The sequence below is a fragment of the Bradyrhizobium sp. th-b2 genome (assembly GCF_000426785.1).
Taxonomy (GTDB): domain Bacteria; phylum Pseudomonadota; class Alphaproteobacteria; order Rhizobiales; family Xanthobacteraceae; genus Bradyrhizobium; species Bradyrhizobium septentrionale.
The window spans coordinates 21,359-37,330 of record NZ_AUGA01000022.1 but is presented as its reverse complement, the minus strand read 5'-3'; the positions used below and the strand labels follow the sequence as shown (position 1 = coordinate 37,330).

Here is a 15,972-nt window from a genome sequence, read left to right as displayed (position 1 = left end):
CGCTGTCGCTGTCCGGACCGGCCACCACACCGGCGGTAGCGCAAACACCGCAGAAACCAAACATTCTCTTCATTATGGGCGACGACATCGGCTGGATGCAGCCGCGCATCTACCATCAAGGGCTGATGGTCGGCGAGACGCCCAACATCGACCGCATCGGACAAGAGGGCGCCAAGTTCATGCACTACTACGCCGAGCAGAGCTGCACGGCCGGGCGCAACGCCTTCTTCACCGGCATGAACCCGCTGCGCACGGGGATGATCCCGCCTCAGCTGCCCGGCAGCCCAACCTACCTGCTGCCCGGGACGCCCTCGATCGCATGGTTCTTGCGCGACCTCGGCTACAACACCGGCGAGTTCGGCAAAAATCACCTGGGTGACCACACCGACGCGTTGCCGACCGCCCACGGCTTCCACGAGTTCTGGGGCTATCTGTACCACCTCGATGCGATGCAGGGCGTGAGCTTCTTGGACATTAACAAGACCCCGACCCAGCAGACCGTCGCCCCACCCTGTAGGAACACACCGATCCCGGGTATTGCGGAAGTGCCAGGCGCGGTGGATCCGAAGATGGTAACGAAGACAAAGACCTGCCTGACGCCGCCCCGTCCGGTTCTCTGGTGCAAGTCCTCCGACGGAACGGCGAAGAACCAGACCTGCCAGGACCAGGGCCCGCTGACCCTTGAGCGTTCGAAGGGGGTGGACGAGGAAATTTCGGCCAAGGTCATCGACTTCCTCGACCGCAACGATCCCAAGAAAACCAACAAGCCGTTCTTCGTCTGGTACAACCCGGCGCGCATGCACGTCACGACCGTTCTGAACGACAAGTACATGGCCATGGTCGGCGAACCCGGCGGCAAGGACTGGGGCGTCAACGAAGCCGGCATGAAGCAGATGGATGACAATATCGGCTACGTGCTGCAGAAGCTGCAGGAGATGGGCCAGCTCGACAACACCATCGTGGTCTTCACCACCGACAACGGCGCCGAGACCTTCACCTTCCCCGACGGCGGCGTCACGCCGTTCAAGGGCTCGAAGATGACCACCTGGGAAGGCGGCATGCGTGCGCCGTGCGTTATCCGCTGGCCGGGCGTCATCAAGCCGGGCACGGTGAAGGACGAGATCTTCGCCTCGCTCGACTGGCTGCCCACGTTCGTCGACATCGCCGGTGGCCCCAAGGGCGACGGCCTCAAGGCGCAGATCGAGGCCGGCAGCTACCCGGGCATCGTCAAGACCACGCTCGACGGCTTCAATCAGCGCGACTACCTGGAGGGAAAGACCGAGAAGTCCGCGCGCGACGTCTTCTTCTACTATTCCAGCGCCCATCCTTCGGCGGTGCGCTACAAGAATTGGAAGATGTATTTCGCGATCGCGCCCGAGAACGCGACGGGTTTCGTGAACCCGGGAGTCCAGACCCAGTTCGTGGCCGGCATGGTAAACCTGAAGCGGGATCCATTCGAGATGTCGTGGGGCGATGAGAAAAAGGCTGCTTTCTGGTTCAGCGGCGCGCTCGCCGGACCGGCCACGGCTTATATATACGACTGGAACCTGCTGCCCATCGGCCAGGCGCTCTGGCTCGCGGAGCTGGAGACCTACAAGACGTTCCCGCCGATGCAGGATCCGGCGAGCTACAACTTGGATCAGGTCATGAATCAGCTCAAGAAGGGTCAGGGCCACCCGAGTCAATAGCCGACCGCGCGTAACACGACCACGCGGCGCCCCTACGGGGGCGCCCGCACACGACAGATGAAGCGAATGCGCATCCGTTGCAATCGTTGGCCAGATACGGCCAACCGCACCCATGCGTTTGGGTGGTGCTCTTGACCATGAAGAACCGATGACCATGAAGAATCGAACTGGCTGCATAATCATCGCCCTCCTGCTATGCGGGGCGGCACCGGCGCTGGCCCAGACCACACCTTCGACGCTGCAGCACGAGCTGCTCAAGACAAATCGCGGCTCTGTTACCTTGGCACGCGCTCAGACCGCCAAGCAGCAATGCACGAACACCTGTCGTGCACGTTATCGCGACTGTCGTCGTCTGAACCAATTGCCGTCGTTCGAGTGTCGGGGTGTCTACCAGGACTGCACCCGATACACTTGTACTGGTCTAGGACCAGGATGAGTACCTATTTCCGCCGTAAGCGGCAACGCCAGCCCGACCTCTCCATCACTCCAAAACTGCTGACCGCGTCGACGATCTGGCCGAATGATGCTGCGCTGCATGAGTCCGGATGTGGCCCTTTTCGGACGTGCCGGACCTGAAGGCGATGTCCGGTTTGAGTCTGCAACCCGAGCGCCAGCCAACGCATCGGCGGTCCCTCTCGGCCTCGGAAGAGGGCGTTCAAGCGCGTCCTCTCAATAGGGCGGTGCGGTCCATTGCTGCCAGGAGCGTTGGCCGGACCGCCGTGACCGCGCCGGGGGTGGTTGGTGGCGTGCCCGCTTGATCGCCCGCGCTGCATCGGCGGGGTCATCGAAGAGGCCCACGTGACGGCGCTTTGATCCGATCGTGATCTTGGCGGCCCACTTGTTGCGTTGCCCGTTCCAAGAGACGCCACGAAATCCCGATTTCTCGGGCCTCCTCAACGATTGCCCGGTCATCCGCCCGGTGTATTCGAGGAATCGCAGGGCCAATTGCTGGAAAGGCCGCGTCGCCATCCTTTGGTCCCCTTGCGCCCCTTGTCGGATTCACCGTCCGCCACATGTGGGCCCGGCGCTGCCGGATTCTCAAAGGTTTGGCGATCATGCCAAGACGCATGCCCCAGCCGCTGCCCTTATCATCGCCATCGTCTTCTCCTGAGTGTTGGTCGGTGTCGTTGCTTGATGGTGGAGGGTTCGTGACCCGGACAGACCAGACCATTCCACGCGGTGAAGCGTGGTTGGCGGTCGTCCGGGGGTCTCTTGCTCGACGGAGCCTGGGACGCTTACCGGAGGCGCTGGCTGCGGATTGCGCCAGCTACCGAAGGACTTGTTCGCTCAATCCGAGCGTGATCAGGGGCACCCTTCTTTCGACCAGACCCCGTACGGCGCTGTGATCCACTCCCATCCATCGCGCCATTGTCCACGCACCCCGGACCGGTTTCCGCATGAGGGTGCATGCTCGCCTTTGCGCGGCCGGTTGACTGGGAGGGGGTGCGAGGAAAGTCCGCGCAGCTTCACAGGCAACCGAACGCGATGGTTCGATCGAGCCCGATGACGATTTTGCTGTTGCGGAGGAGACGGACGTTGACAGAGAGCCGGATGATTCCTAACTGTCTGTCGTGTCCGATACTCAGCCTGCGAAGCTTCATCGGGCAGTCTAATACCCGGTGCCGCCTGCAAAGCAGCATCGAGAACTAGGAAACCGCGTCGGCAGCCTGTGAAACTGCCGGCGCGGTTTTCATTTGGGGCAAGCAATCGATCGCCGCAAGCCCCACAGCCTCACTCTGCACAGAGTTGCGCTTGTTCCGCGTGAGAAAAACTTGGTTACCCATCGCGGAAAAATTATCCTGCTACGTGCCATTAGAGCAGGTGTCGCAGAAGTGCCCATTTTATGCGGGTTATTGCAATTAGCGGTTTCCACGCGCCGCAGATATCTTCGCTTGTTACCCGTGAGAGACAATCATGAAGTTTATTTTTGGTCCGCGAATGTGCAGACGTGCAAAGCAAGTTGTTACCGCGTTGCCACCGCAACGATGACGCGATACACACATGCATGCCGATTGACTGCGGGTTCTCCTCTCGCGGTCTTTTGGTTCGGTGACGGTGTTGTGATGTGACGCCTTCTTCGCTCCGGCTCCGAAAGATCGGCCCGCCAGCCCTGTCGCGGGCCGGTTTTCGTTTCAGGCGCGGATCATATTCGCGACGGCGGCGTTTCAGGCGCGAGAATCGTCGGGCGCGGCACGCTTTTGTGCAAATGAGACCAGACCGTCAAACCCTTCGGCCATTTGCCTGTTCGTCAATTCGCGGTCGAAGAGCCCGTGCGCTTCAAACAGACCCAATCCCCAACAGATCACCTGTTCGATGCGGTGCAGGCAGACCGGCGCGAAGGCGCTTACTTCGGGATCGAAGGGCGATAGAGAGCCGTGGGCAAGGCGCGACCGCATCACGTAAGCTTCCGCCAGCTCGCTTTCCACTTCTTCAAACGACTTGGTGTCGGCTGGGGCATACCGGATCGCCGCACCACGCTGGCTGACCGTCTTTTTGATGCCTTCATGCTCCGAGGTTAGCACCAGCCGTTCGAGCGCCGTTACCGCCTTGATGATTTGCGCGGCAGGGGACTCCTCGCGAACCGCATCACCGAACCACGCAGCTGAGTCCAACAAGCGTGATCCAAGCGTCCGCTTGATCGCTGGGTTGACGACCGTTTCCAGCGCTTTGTTGACGGCGCGAAGTAGGACCGCCATATCCTCGCCTTCGAGAAACTTTACCCAATCATCCCCGAAACCCACCGCCGAAGTCGATGCGCTGGAGCATGAGATATAGAGGCCGTTTTTTTGATCGAGTGACATATGCGCCCGGCGGTCAGTTTCGAGGCGCGGTCCACCGATATCCATTCGGCGCGTGTGATACGACCCGAACAGAATATGCACGAGGTTGACCGCCCCGGTCACCGCCATCCGGGCACGCTCAAGCGAGGTGCCGCCGTCACAATTCAGTATGCTGACCTCGCCGACCCAGGTGAAGCCGTCATAGTAATGCCTCGCGCTGGCAAGCAATCGCTCGTTCGACTCCTTTTTCGAATCCTTGTCGCCGCGCCGTGCGAGGTCTTCGTAATGGGGAGCCATCAGTTCGTTGAAGCGTTCGAGCGTGTAGAACGTAACAGGGCCGATAGCGAAGCTGGGAGGCTCCTTGGTGCGCATCAGTCGGCAGGGGAAATAATGTGTTCGGTTCATCCGGGCTTTTTTGGCCTCTTTAACTGCCGAAGAGAGAGCACGTTCCGCCTGCTGTTCATCGAGCGGTCGACGCTCGACCGCAAAGCGCTGGACCAGGATCTTGCCGAGCGCGTTGTGCACCGGCGCGATTTCGATGGTGCCCATGGCGTCGCTGAATTTTATCGCCTGTTCGGCCAGCCGCCAAACCCGCAGATCGGCCGCGCGCCCGCACATCAGCGATCCCTTACCATCCGGACGAGGTAGGTCGCCCCACATGTCCTGTTTCGGAAGGTCCCGCAAACTGACCGCAGCCGAGAACGCCTTTTGAATCCGCTCGCATTCGGCGAACACAAACTCGATATCGGTCACCCATCCGGCATTTCGATTCGTTGCCATGAGACAATTAGATACGAAAAACACGCTCTTAGGGCAATTTCGCAAAGCGGACGTCAGTCTCGCCACTGGTTGATCCGTCCACCGGCGATGATGCGATCGTTGATACGCATGACGATCACGTCGCCTGCTGCCGCGCGAGCCAATCGGGCTTGCGATCGCCCGCGGCCAGGCGCGGCTTTGGTCTAAAGGCCGGCGGGAGGTCCCGCAACCACTGCTCAAGATCAGCGCGCAGGATACGAACGTGGCGGCCGCATTTTTTTGCTGGTAGCTCGCCGGCCTGCATGGCGCGATACAGGTAGGTCCGACCGACGTTCGCGGCCGCGCAGGCTTCGCGGATTGAAAGCGCGAGGGGCTGTTGCTGTGGTGAATCGTCCATGTGATGCATCGCTCCGCCCGGCCGAAACCGGGATTGCTCGTGATGGCAGCGCACTTCTGGACGACGTCCGAATAACCGGAAACAGTGGCGGACAGCAAGAGCTATCTCGCGGACGGTGGCGGACGGCAAGAGGCCGTTCCTGCTACTTCAACGTGGACGGCTTCAATGGTTCCGTTATCGTCGGGCGATGTCAGATGAGCAAGACGATCTACGCGCCGAGCTTTACGGCAAATACCTAGCAGCGTTGCCGCAGGTGCCCGTTGAGGGAAGAATGATGCCCTACGAGTGGGGGCGGTTGCCGAAGTCGCTGCCCTTCCCGTGGGTGATTTACGGCCAGATGTTCACGGAATACGCGATCGAGATCGCGAACGCGGTGAACAACTTAACCAACCATCTCGCTCGAATTCGAGCGTGGGACTTGGTAATGCCGTCGCTGAATGATGATGATCGGATGGAGGCATTGCTTGAATTCATCCAGCCAATCGCCACCGATGCGCTCTCCTTGCCTTACGCCATTCGATCCCGGTTTATTTTTGCCATTGCGCATCTCTCCCACCAGGCCAATCAGGCGTTGCCCAATTTCCACTGGAGTGACGACTTGCCGGAGGATGAGAAAATCGGCTTCAAGGAGGCGAAGAGGTGCGGGCAGCATTGGTTGGCTTACCCTGGCTGCAAGGACGCTTTTGAGAAGATATTCAAGGGTGACTTCGAGGCCGAGACGCTCGATTTTCGTCACAGCCACAACCATCGCTTCGCGCCCCACGTCATGATGGGGCTCTCCCAGTTCATCACCCGGAAGAAGGATGCCGAGGGCAACTTGCAGTATGTCATGGGCTACACGCAGCCCCTTGAGCTGAAGCGCATCGCGGACGCCATCGTTCCGCAGTGCCACCATTGTTATGATGCTTTCGAAGCGTTTCAGGCGCTGGTAGCAGAGCATGAGACAGCCATCATGAAGATACTGCGCAGCTCGTGATTCAGGGCAACATCTGTGCTCACGCCGTCGCGCTCGTGTCTATCCCGGCGCCCGCTGGGTTGGCTTGAGGAGTCAACTCCGCCCCGAGGTTGACCTCGTCGAAGAGGCGTTTGACAAGAGATCCGAGCCGTCCGGAGTGGGGGTCATTCACGATGTTCCGGCACGCTTCCACAAAATGATCCGCGGCCGATCCAAAGTGAGCGATGTATGATTCTCGCTGAAGTCGTATCTCCAGCATGCGTCGCACGAAAACCGCGAAATCATCGACCGCCAAGCCTTTGATCGTTGACTCGAAATCCTCAACGGTCGCGTTCTTCATTACAACCTCTTGCAAGGTGCCCCATCCACTGTGCTTGATGATGTGTATGCAGGCATCGAACACCGTAGTTTTAGCTTGGGTACGAGTTTTGATCGCCGAGATCGCGTTTATGATGTCTGGGTGGACTGGTCTGCGGTAAGGGGCGTCATGGTCGATTTCTGGCTGTCCCGCGAGGAAAGCAGCTATCCAGGTTTGCACGATTTTCTGCCCGATCGCACCACCGCCGGCCAGTTGGGTGAGAGCCTTGTCCAAATCGGTGACGGTGTAGGCGTGGAGCAGGTGTGCAACGGATACCAGCTTTTCAGCCTGTGCGACCAAATCAGCTTCCTCCGCGCGATGGTCCCAGTAAAGACGGTCTAGCAACTTATTAGCTTTGTGGTGGGCTTCCATCTTGTCGGTTTCAGCGACGTAGTGATCGATAATCGCGGTCACCTTGCTTGCGTCGAATTGGCCTGATTCCAGAAATTGCACCACCAACGTTTCGAACTCGTCGCAGCGGGTGATATTCAACTCCCGGAGCAAGAGCCGCCACCGTGCTCTACGGTTGTCCTCGGCAGTAGGCTTCTTGTCCTTGTTCGGTATGAGGTCAGCGATGTCGCTCGCGGAGCCAATGGCCAAGACAAACTGAAAGTCAGGGCCGTCATCGATGCCCTTGTAGTTGATCGCGGTGAGCAATACGATCGACGGCACAACGCGCACGAGTATTGCATCCGCGAGATTGCGCTCACCCAGTATCCGGTTCACGGACCGGATCACGCGTTGAACGACGCGAATGTTGGTCAGCCCGCAGGTGCCCGCAGCCTTCTTTATCTGGGCAGAGTAAGGGGATGGCGCGATCTTAATTGCAATTTCGAAAGCCTCTTCAGGAGTTGTGAGCAGACGGATCTCCTGATCAATCACTTTTTCCCGCAGGGTGTCCCAGACTGGTCTTTGCGCAAGCTGATCACTGTTCAAGATCAGTACGAATCGTGAGCCGTATTGCTGGCTGTACTGGTCGATGAAACCCATGACCTCATCGACACTGAGCTTTTCGTGCTTGCGCTCGATGTCGTCGATCACGATCATCTTTTCGCGCAGCATGGCGGGAGCCAACAATAGGCTCAAATCGGAAAGGGCCCCGAATCCCTTGTGAAACGATTCCAGAACCTTGATGCCAGAGTTCATCGTTCGCTTGGCGCCATCCCATAAACCTGGATGAGATTCAGCAACAGGGACCACGGACTCGATGAGCTTCCTCTTCAATTGGTCGATGTCGGACAGCCCAAACAGAGACACATACAGTGCGCCCTTCGTCGTTTCGTCGGTGGAGGCGGCCTGGACCTCGCGCCACAGATGACTTTTGCCCGTACCCCATTTTCCAGATAGCGCGATGACCTTGTTGTCCGGATCGGCGAGTAGCTGGATCAGATGATCCTTTGTTTCTTGCAGTGACATCGCTGGTACCTGTCTCTTGCCCAAGGTAGGTGGCCGCATGGCGCACCGATTCGGTCGATTCTAATTTGCGTAACCGGCCAATCTTGGGGGACGGTAAACGAGCCGACAGCGCGTCTCGAATTGACCGTCCACCTTGGCGCAACCGGGCAGCCGCTAGGGCACGGCTTGGATGACGAATAAATCTGTAGCAAATTCAATGCGATGGCGGGGTGAGCTGGCGGAAGGGGTGGGATTCGAACCCACGGTACCCTTGCGGGCACGCCGGTTTTCAAGACCGGTGCCTTAAACCACTCGGCCACCCTTCCAAACCTTGAAATAGTTAGGCTTTTTGTCGGCGTCGGCAGCACAGATCTTGAACTGTGCTACCAGCTTGCTACCAACGGTCGTCGCTTTCTATGCAGCAAGTGCTCAAACGTCAACGCGCTGTACCCCGCGCGCGTACAGGGGGGGTGGGCTAATCTTCCTTCTTTGGGCGCTCCAGGTCCAGCCGCTCGATGCGCTCATCGATCAGCCGGTTCAGCTTCTCATCCTTCCGTGTATCCCTCCTGTAGAGGCTACCATGCAGGCCAAAGGCAACGAGGGGCAGGACAACAGCAAGGACCAGGAGATAGTAGAACCAGTCCATCTCGGGCAGCTTCTCTGCACGGCCAATTGGGAGAGAGTAGGCCAATCTGCGGTGAATTTTCACGGCTTTCCGATGTCGAGCTCAAGATAGCTTTGATGAAGGCTGACCGGCGTTTTCATGCCGTCAAAGAGCACGCGAACAGCTAATTTGCTTGCCTTGCCCGCGCCCACGACCGATCCGGTCGTATAGAGGGCTCTCTTCATTCGACTAGCGCCGAGTTCGCTCAGGTGGACCCGATCGCCGATTTGAAAAATTGGCTGTTCGGTTGGCAAATGATTGAAGCCGCGCAATTGAAAAACCTCGATCCGGAATTCCCTCTCCATCTTGTTTGGTGAGGTGGGCGGGACCGTCGCTCCGTGGCCCGGAGCGGCGATCCCTTATCGCGCGATGGTCGGGGTGTGGTGTGGATGTCGGCCAATCCGCACGACTAGGGATACAGTAAATCTGCAAATGCTCGTGGCAATTGCCATTCTGAACTAGCCCCAACCAGCGGCGCGATAGTCTGGCCCGTGGCGCAAAGGTGGTAGCGCGCTGCAGCAACCGCGAATCCTGATGGATGAAATTGGAAAGAGTCGTAACGTCATGGCCGGAGGTTGGCCGCTTCAGCCTCCGGTGTCGCCGTTAGCCCCAGCTCACCCCCTGAGCTGGGGCTCGCCGCATCACTGCTTCTCGAATTTTCTCCTCGAATATTCGGATCGTATCCAGGCTCGTTGGGATCGGTGATCGCAATTTCAATTGGGAACTATCCGCCCCCCGAATGATTAACCGAGTTAATCTTGGAGACTCGAGAATGTCGGATGAAGACATCGCTCTGCAGGCCGTAAGCGCCGCCCAGGAAATTCTTGAAGAGTATCTCGAACCTCGGCCGCGCACCAATGAACGGCTGATCCTTGACCGACTGGTTGAGGTACTTGAACAGCCCAGTCTTATCGTTGCAGTAAATCGGATGCAGCACGGCTATCGCTGAGCGTGCAGTCTGTGAGTGAGTTGGGCTGCGCGAGCGCTAGCCAATCTCTGGCCAACGCAAGCCATGCGATGCGATCGTCGGCATGCCGCGCTTCCGAAGCGCGCCTTTCACAATGCGCGGCCAACTCGTGTAAACGAGCCAGATCGTCGCGTAGAACGGGGCCAGCGTAGCGCGGCATCATGGTACGCGCTCTGGATTGGATCGGGATACCTGCGCAACGAGGGATTCCGTCAGCGTTTGCTTGACGTATTCGGCCTGCTCCTTCGTTAGCTTCTCGGCGAATGGGCCGTCTTTTTTGAGTTGCGCTGGCCCCTTGAGTTCCCGATCATAAACCATCCAGTCAGCGCTTCCCCTCCGAACCAGGAACCTGGCTTGTTGATGTGCTGTGTAATGCAACGATACCTCCCAAATGGCGGTCCGCCGGTCCTAAGAATACACACCAGGTGACCGCTTATTCCCGAACCGGGACACTGAAATTCCCGGCAGCCAATCATTTGCACAGTTCATGCCACTCCAATGCGGTTAGCTTGACCACCCCAGTCACAATCTTGGCGGTTGGAAAGTCGGGTTAAACGACGTCTTGCGCAAGAAACAGCCCCGTGCGCCAGTTGTCGCAGATTGTGACCCGCACCAGGGAGCGCATTAAACGCGCGAAACCGGCGCAGCGCACATCGCTGCGCGCCGGGTCAAGTCGATGCTGCGCCCTAGCGCGCGCAAGGTGTTCGGGAACTGAGCGACCTGTCGGTCGGAATAACCCATAGGCGAAGATCAGCCAACGCGGTATTCATGTTTCAGACGGAAACATGAGGGGCCGACACATCCATCTTCAATGGGTGTGGATGGCGTCGTAGACGTGGGCGCTAAAGATAGCCGCGCTCAAAAGCAGCAGCCCGATGACTGTGGCTTCGATCATGACACTTCCCCTTATCTTTTGCCGACGGTTTACAGACCAAATGTTTCAGGCCGGTTTCGCGGGCCGGTCAAAATGGTTTCACGGGAAGACCTGATGTCTGGGAATAGGCTGGGTGCTGCGGCCGACTGCGCGCCGTGGGGATGGACAGAATGTGCCCAAGTGCAGCCGAAATGGCCGGCATGCTGGCGAACGCCATTCTGCCGGCGTCACCGAACCCGGGCTGCGGCTCATTGCGACATGCACGCAACGGCGTTGACCGCGCGCGCCTAGCTTGGCCATCATGATGTTTATGAAGCGAGTCCTCTTCCTTTGCACCGGCAACTACTATCGCAGTCGATACGCCGAGGAGCTGTTCAATCACCTTGCGAGTGGCGAACGCCTGGCGTGGCGCGCATTTTCCAGAGGCGCGGCCGAACGCGGATCGCCCGACAATGTCGGGCCGATATCAGGCTTTGCCGACGAGCGTCTCCGCGCAACGGGCATCATACCGGCGGGCGCGGCGCGCTATCCGCAGCCATGTTCACTGGCTGACTTTGGCGATGCGGACCTGGTGATCGCGCTCAAGGAGGCGGAGCATCGTCCGCTCATTGAGCGCCGGTTCCCCGAGGCTGCCGGCAGGGTGACCTATTGGCATGTCGACGATATCGACTTTGCGCTTCCCCTCGGTTGCGCTGGCCATGATCGATGACCGCGTCCGCGAACTGGTTTCAGCCCTCAGGTAATCGGTTTCCGTTTCAGGAAGATCGCCAGCGCATACTCCGCGGGGGCCGCCAGCGTACCGCTGAGACGTTCGAGCTCGTCGATGGCGACGATCGCAAGGCGGCCTTCGGTGACGGTCAACCTCTCGGCGGGCACGTCCCGCGCGAGAAACACCTCACCGCGAAGGCTGCGGTCTGGCGTTGAATAATCCGGTCCGGAATACCGGCCGATGAGCTCAAAACGCTCGAGCCGATCTCCTCGTGGACTTCGCGTACCACGCATTCCAGGAAGGTCTCGGTGCCTTCCCGGCGTCCGCCGAAAAGGCTGATCTTTCCCGGATCGGAGATGTAGGGAAGGTCGTCGCGCCGCTGCATCAGAAGGCGGCCATCCGTGCTGATGAGGAGGGCGGATGTTCCCTCTCTTACTCCTCCGCCCGCGGCGTCCAATGGGTCAGCCGAAAGCGAAGGCCAGCAGGCTCGAGCACAGCAGCACAAGGCTTGCTGCGGTCAGGGTCAGAAACCCGTCGGAGACCAAATCGTGATTACGCATGATACACCTGCCTTGATGTGATGCTCATCCGAATTGATTAAAGCTTTCCGAACATTCGCTCCAGGAAAGGGTGACGCGTCTTTCCGCCGTCCAACGGACCGTCAGGCCCGGTACCGATAGCCTTCCACGGCATGCGCCAAGAAGATCACCGCACTCACCAAGCCCATCACCGCTGTAACCGTCTCGATCATCGCAAACTTCCTTTGCGCCCCACGCCCGGGAGAAAACGATTGCAGCCTTGCACAGTCAAAAAGATTCAATTGTTGGAATCGAAGATGCGCCCCAACTGATGATTTGCTGCAACAGTGTGTCTGATCGCGGGACAGGCGAGGGCGCTTTGGACGGCGCAGGCTCCGTAGAACAACTGAGGAGGCGCAACAGGCAATTTACCAAGGTGCCATAGCCTCGCGGCTCACCGCATTTCCGCCGTGTTCCGGTTGCGATATTGTCGAGCGCTGGTGCGGAGGTGGGCCGCATCGTGACGAAAACGATCCCGACGCCTCGGAGTAGGCGAGGGTCCGGCAGAATGGTACTTGGGGCAGATGGGGACTAGACGGCCAGATTCGATGATCCGGACGGCGCGCGGCGCCGTTGCGGTGGCGACGTGCCTCGTCCTCGCCAATTGCGCCTCCTCGAACCAGTTCGCGAGCCGCGTCGATCCCAAATACGGCGTGTCGTCGAGCCCGCGCGTCGTCGCGCTCGGCGATCCCGTGCCGAAGGGTGGCGGCACCTACCGCGTGGGCAAGCCCTATGTCGTGGCCGGCCGCACCTATGTGCCGGAGGAGAACGAGAACTACCGCGCCGAGGGCATGGCGTCCTGGTATGGCGACGATTTCCATGGCCGCCTGACCGCCAATGGCGAGGTGTTCGACATGGGCTCGCTCACAGCCGCCCATCCGACCTTGCCGATGCCGAGCTACGCGCGCGTCACCAATCTGAGCAACGGCAAATCGCTCGTCGTTCGCGTCAATGACCGCGGGCCGTACCACGGCAACCGCCTCATAGACGTCTCGAACAAAGCCGCCGAACTACTTGAATTCAAAGGCAATGGCGTCGCCCTCGTCCGCGTCGAATATGTCGGCCGGGCGCCGCTCGAAGGGTCCGACGACCGCCAGCTGATGGCGACCTTGCGGACCGGTACGCCGGCGCCGTCACCGTCCATGGTGCGGGTCGCCTCGGCCCGGCCGTTCGTGCCGGAAATGACCTCCGCGGCAGGCCGTATCCGCGGCGATGTCCCGGTGCCAGAGGGACGGCCGTACAGCCTCGGCAACACCCAGGCCGACTATGCCTCGGTGAACGCCACCTCCGAAATGTCGGCCTCGAGCCGGTCGCATCGCCGCGCCCTGAACAATCCGCGCGAGGTCTCCTACGAGGGTGACGCGCGCTATGCCGCGACCCCAAGCCCGGCGGCAGCCTATGTGCCGATCGACGCGCGCGGACCGGCCGAAGTCCTGAGCGGACGCGGGCTCTACTGAATCAAGCTCTTGTGAATCGAGCTTTTGGCCTGATCATTTCAGAAACGCGATCAGCGCCGAATTGACCTCGTCAGGGCGCTCCTGCTGGATCCAGTGGCCGGCGCCCTCGATGATCAGCTTCTGCCGCAGGTTCGGCAGCACGCGCTCCATGTCGGCAACCCGCTTGGCGCCGATCAGCCCGGTAATCACCGAATCATTCGAGCCGGCGATGAACAGCGACGGCTGATGGATCTGCGCATCCTGCCAGGGCGCGGTCAGCTCCCAGTTGCGGTCGAGATTGCGGTACCAGTTGAGGCCACCGCGGAAGCCGGACTGCCGGTAGGCCTCGGCGAACTCGGCGATGTCGGCCTCGGTCAGCCAGGCCGGCAGCGGCATTCCGGTCGGCAGCTTGCCGAGAAAGCCCTTGGCCTCATCGACGAACATCGAGCTCGGATCGGAGACACCGCGCCCCAGCACCAGCCGCATGGTGTGGGCGATGTCGCGCTCGAACTCGGCCTCCGCCACGCCGGGCGGCTGGAAATACTGCCAATAGAAATTGGTGACGCCGCTCTCGCGCAGCGTCTCGAGCGGACGACCACGCCCGCGGAACGGCGGCGGCACGCTGAGGCCGGCGACCTTGGTGAAGATATCCGGCCGGAACAGGGCCGCGTGCCAGGCCACCGGCGCACCCCAGTCGTGGCCGACGATCATCGCGTGCTTCTCGCCGAGCGCGGCCACCAGCGCGACCATGTCGCCGACGGTATCGAAGATCGCGTAGGCGCCAATGTCAGCCGGTGCACTGGTGCGGCCGAAGCCGCGCATGTCAGGGGCTGCGACCCGAAAGCCGGCCGCGGCGAGCGCTGCGATCTGGTGCCGCCATGAGTAGGACAGTTCCGGCCAGCCATGACAGAGCACGACCAGCGGGCCTTGCCCGGCCTCGCGCACGAACATGTCGATGCCGTTGGCGGAGATGGTGCGGGAGGGTGACATCGCGTTTCCGCCTTGTTTGCCGGTTCTGGTGTCGTGAGCTGGTTCGAAGGATATGGGTGTTCGGTACAGCCGGCAATCCGACCGGCGGTGCACAAGCGCAGAAACCTCAGTTGTTTGCGATACTTCCACCTGTTAGAACGCAGCCTTTCAGGACATCGCCGATGGCAACCCTAACCGCAGTTCCCAGCACGTCCCTAGCTCGCGCCGGGCGCGGCTGGCGTGGGCTGGTCGCGGCTCTGGTTGCGCTGGCGATCGGCTGCGGCGGGGTCGTCTACGCCGCCAACAACAGCGTCCAGGGCGCCAAGAAGGACGAGGGCGGGTTCGACGGCGATGCGCCGACCGCGATCCTGGTCGAGGCCTCCTCGGGCAGCGTGCTGTTCGAGAAGAACGCCGACGAGCTGCGCGCGCCCTCCAGCATGATGAAGCTGATGACGGCCGAGGTGGTGTTCGACGCCATCAGGAAAGGCGACATCAAGCTCACTGACGAGTACCGGATCAGCGAAAATGCCTGGCGGCGGGGTGGCGCGCCGTCGGGGACCTCGACGATGTTCGCGGCAATCAACAGCAAGGTCTCGGTCGACGATCTCCTGCACGGCGCGATCATCCCGAGCGGCAACGACGCCTGCATCGCGCTCGCCGAAGGCATCGCCGGCAACGAGCATACATTCGCGACCGACTTCATGACCAAGCGCGCCCGCGAGCTCGGCATGACGAAGTCGACCTTCGGCAATTCCAACGGGCTGCCCGATCCCGCCAACAAGATGACGGTGCGGGAACTCGCGCTGCTGGCGCGGCACATCATCCTGACCTACCCGGACAGGTACAAGCTGTTTGGCGAGAAGGAATTCGCCTGGAACAAGATCCGCCAGCAGAACCGCAATCCGCTGCTCAACGCCTTGCCCGGCGCCGACGGATTGAAGACCGGCTACACCAAGGAAGGCGGCTACGGCATGGTCGGCTCGGCCGTGCAGAACGACACAAGGCTGATCGTCGTGGTCAATGGTCTTGAGGATTCCGAAGACCGCGCGACCGAAGCCAAGAAGATGCTGGAATGGGGGTTCCGCAGCTTCGAGACCCGGGTCCTGATCGCGGCCAATCAGCCGGTCGGCTACGCCCGAGTGTTCGGCGGCGAGAGCCGCTCGGTCAAGCTCGTCAGCCCCGATCCGATCAAGGTGATGGTCTCGAAGAACGGCAACGACAAGCTGCTGGCGCGTGTCGTCTATAACGGCCCCGTGAAGGCGCCAGTCGCAGCCGGCCAGAAGATCGGCGTCGTCCGGGTCTGGCGCGGCGGCAATGTCGCGATGGAGACGCCGGTGTTCGCGGCGGAGGCCGTCGGCACCGGATCGACGATGCGCCGCGCGCTCGACGGCGCCCAGGAGCTCGTCATCGGCATGTTCCGCGCCGGCGTCGAGAAGCTCTGAC

15 protein-coding genes and 1 tRNA gene are annotated in these 15,972 nt (G+C 60.5%); 6 read left to right on the top strand and 10 right to left on the bottom strand.

The annotated features are described in order from the left end of the window. Positions 1 to 74: 74 nt before the first annotated feature. Positions 75 to 1,688, top strand: coding sequence for an arylsulfatase (locus tag K359_RS0125285; RefSeq protein ID WP_371261184.1), 1,614 nt, complete (start codon positions 75 to 77; stop codon positions 1,686 to 1,688). Positions 1,689 to 3,853: 2,165 nt separating this feature from the next. On the opposite strand, the gene K359_RS0125275 is transcribed toward K359_RS0125285, so the two are convergent. Both K359_RS0125275 and K359_RS52965 read right to left on the bottom strand, forming a co-directional pair. After that, positions 3,854 to 5,221, bottom strand: coding sequence for a HEPN domain-containing protein (locus K359_RS0125275; protein WP_156928657.1), 1,368 nt, complete (start codon positions 5,219 to 5,221; stop codon positions 3,854 to 3,856). 142 nt (positions 5,222 to 5,363) lie between these two features. Further along, positions 5,364 to 5,624: an excisionase family DNA-binding protein gene (locus tag K359_RS52965; protein ID WP_198031180.1), complete on the bottom strand. Its 261-nt coding sequence runs from the start codon at positions 5,622 to 5,624 to the stop codon at positions 5,364 to 5,366. Between the two features lie 187 nt (positions 5,625 to 5,811). On the opposite strand from K359_RS52965, the gene K359_RS0125265 reads away from it, so the two are divergent. Beyond that, positions 5,812 to 6,600 carry a hypothetical protein gene (locus K359_RS0125265; RefSeq protein WP_029081818.1) on the top strand — a complete coding sequence of 263 codons (789 nt, stop codon included), beginning with the start codon at positions 5,812 to 5,814 and terminating at the stop codon, positions 6,598 to 6,600. 19 nt (positions 6,601 to 6,619) lie between these two features. Here K359_RS0125265 and K359_RS52960 read toward each other — a convergent pair whose 3' ends face one another. The 4 genes from K359_RS52960 to K359_RS61495 form a co-directional block, all read right to left on the bottom strand. Further along, a complete protein-coding gene (locus K359_RS52960; RefSeq protein WP_051346382.1) occupies positions 6,620 to 8,353 on the bottom strand; it encodes a P-loop NTPase fold protein in 1,734 nt (577 codons plus the stop codon). Between the two features lie 215 nt (positions 8,354 to 8,568). Next, positions 8,569 to 8,658: transfer RNA gene (locus tag K359_RS0125255), tRNA-Ser, on the bottom strand. 149 nt (positions 8,659 to 8,807) lie between these two features. Then, on the bottom strand, positions 8,808 to 8,978 hold the full coding sequence (locus K359_RS52955; RefSeq protein ID WP_156928655.1) for a hypothetical protein: 171 nt from the start codon (positions 8,976 to 8,978) through the stop codon (positions 8,808 to 8,810). A gap of 59 nt (positions 8,979 to 9,037) precedes the next feature. Next, complete coding sequence (locus K359_RS61495; RefSeq protein ID WP_156928654.1) at positions 9,038 to 9,301, bottom strand: hypothetical protein; 264 nt, start codon at positions 9,299 to 9,301, stop codon at positions 9,038 to 9,040. Between the two features lie 467 nt (positions 9,302 to 9,768). Here K359_RS61495 and K359_RS63385 point away from each other — a divergent pair, with 467 nt between their 5' ends. Continuing rightward, positions 9,769 to 9,945: a hypothetical protein gene (locus K359_RS63385; protein ID WP_198031179.1), complete on the top strand. Its 177-nt coding sequence runs from the start codon at positions 9,769 to 9,771 to the stop codon at positions 9,943 to 9,945. 177 nt (positions 9,946 to 10,122) lie between these two features. On the opposite strand, the gene K359_RS59045 is transcribed toward K359_RS63385, so the two are convergent. Continuing rightward, a complete protein-coding gene (locus K359_RS59045) occupies positions 10,123 to 10,341 on the bottom strand; it encodes a hypothetical protein (RefSeq protein ID WP_245284713.1) in 219 nt (72 codons plus the stop codon). Positions 10,342 to 11,138: 797 nt separating this feature from the next. Here K359_RS59045 and K359_RS52945 point away from each other — a divergent pair. Continuing rightward, positions 11,139 to 11,546 (top strand): low molecular weight phosphatase family protein, encoded by a 408-nt coding sequence (locus K359_RS52945; RefSeq protein ID WP_084518514.1) that lies wholly within the window; start codon positions 11,139 to 11,141, stop codon positions 11,544 to 11,546. A 26-nt stretch (positions 11,547 to 11,572) separates the two neighbouring features. Here K359_RS52945 and K359_RS65850 read toward each other — a convergent pair whose 3' ends face one another. After that, positions 11,573 to 11,698, bottom strand: coding sequence for a hypothetical protein (locus K359_RS65850; protein ID WP_256375173.1), 126 nt, complete (start codon positions 11,696 to 11,698; stop codon positions 11,573 to 11,575). Beyond that, positions 11,695 to 12,003 (bottom strand): NUDIX domain-containing protein, encoded by a 309-nt coding sequence (locus tag K359_RS59040; protein ID WP_084518502.1) that lies wholly within the window; start codon positions 12,001 to 12,003, stop codon positions 11,695 to 11,697. The genes K359_RS65850 and K359_RS59040 overlap by 4 nt, the downstream gene beginning before the upstream one ends. Positions 12,004 to 12,648: 645 nt before the next feature. Here K359_RS59040 and K359_RS0125215 point away from each other — a divergent pair. After that, positions 12,649 to 13,581, top strand: a complete 933-nt coding sequence (locus tag K359_RS0125215; protein WP_084518501.1) for a septal ring lytic transglycosylase RlpA family protein — start codon at positions 12,649 to 12,651, stop codon at positions 13,579 to 13,581. Between the two features lie 33 nt (positions 13,582 to 13,614). On the opposite strand, the gene K359_RS0125210 is transcribed toward K359_RS0125215, so the two are convergent. Beyond that, positions 13,615 to 14,550 carry an alpha/beta fold hydrolase gene (locus K359_RS0125210; RefSeq protein WP_029081816.1) on the bottom strand — a complete coding sequence of 312 codons (936 nt, stop codon included), beginning with the start codon at positions 14,548 to 14,550 and terminating at the stop codon, positions 13,615 to 13,617. 161 nt (positions 14,551 to 14,711) lie between these two features. Between K359_RS0125210 and K359_RS0125205 the strand changes: the two genes are divergently transcribed. After that, positions 14,712 to 15,971, top strand: a complete 1,260-nt coding sequence (locus K359_RS0125205) for a D-alanyl-D-alanine carboxypeptidase family protein (RefSeq protein WP_198031178.1) — start codon at positions 14,712 to 14,714, stop codon at positions 15,969 to 15,971. The last annotated feature ends 1 nt before the right edge of the window (position 15,972 follow it).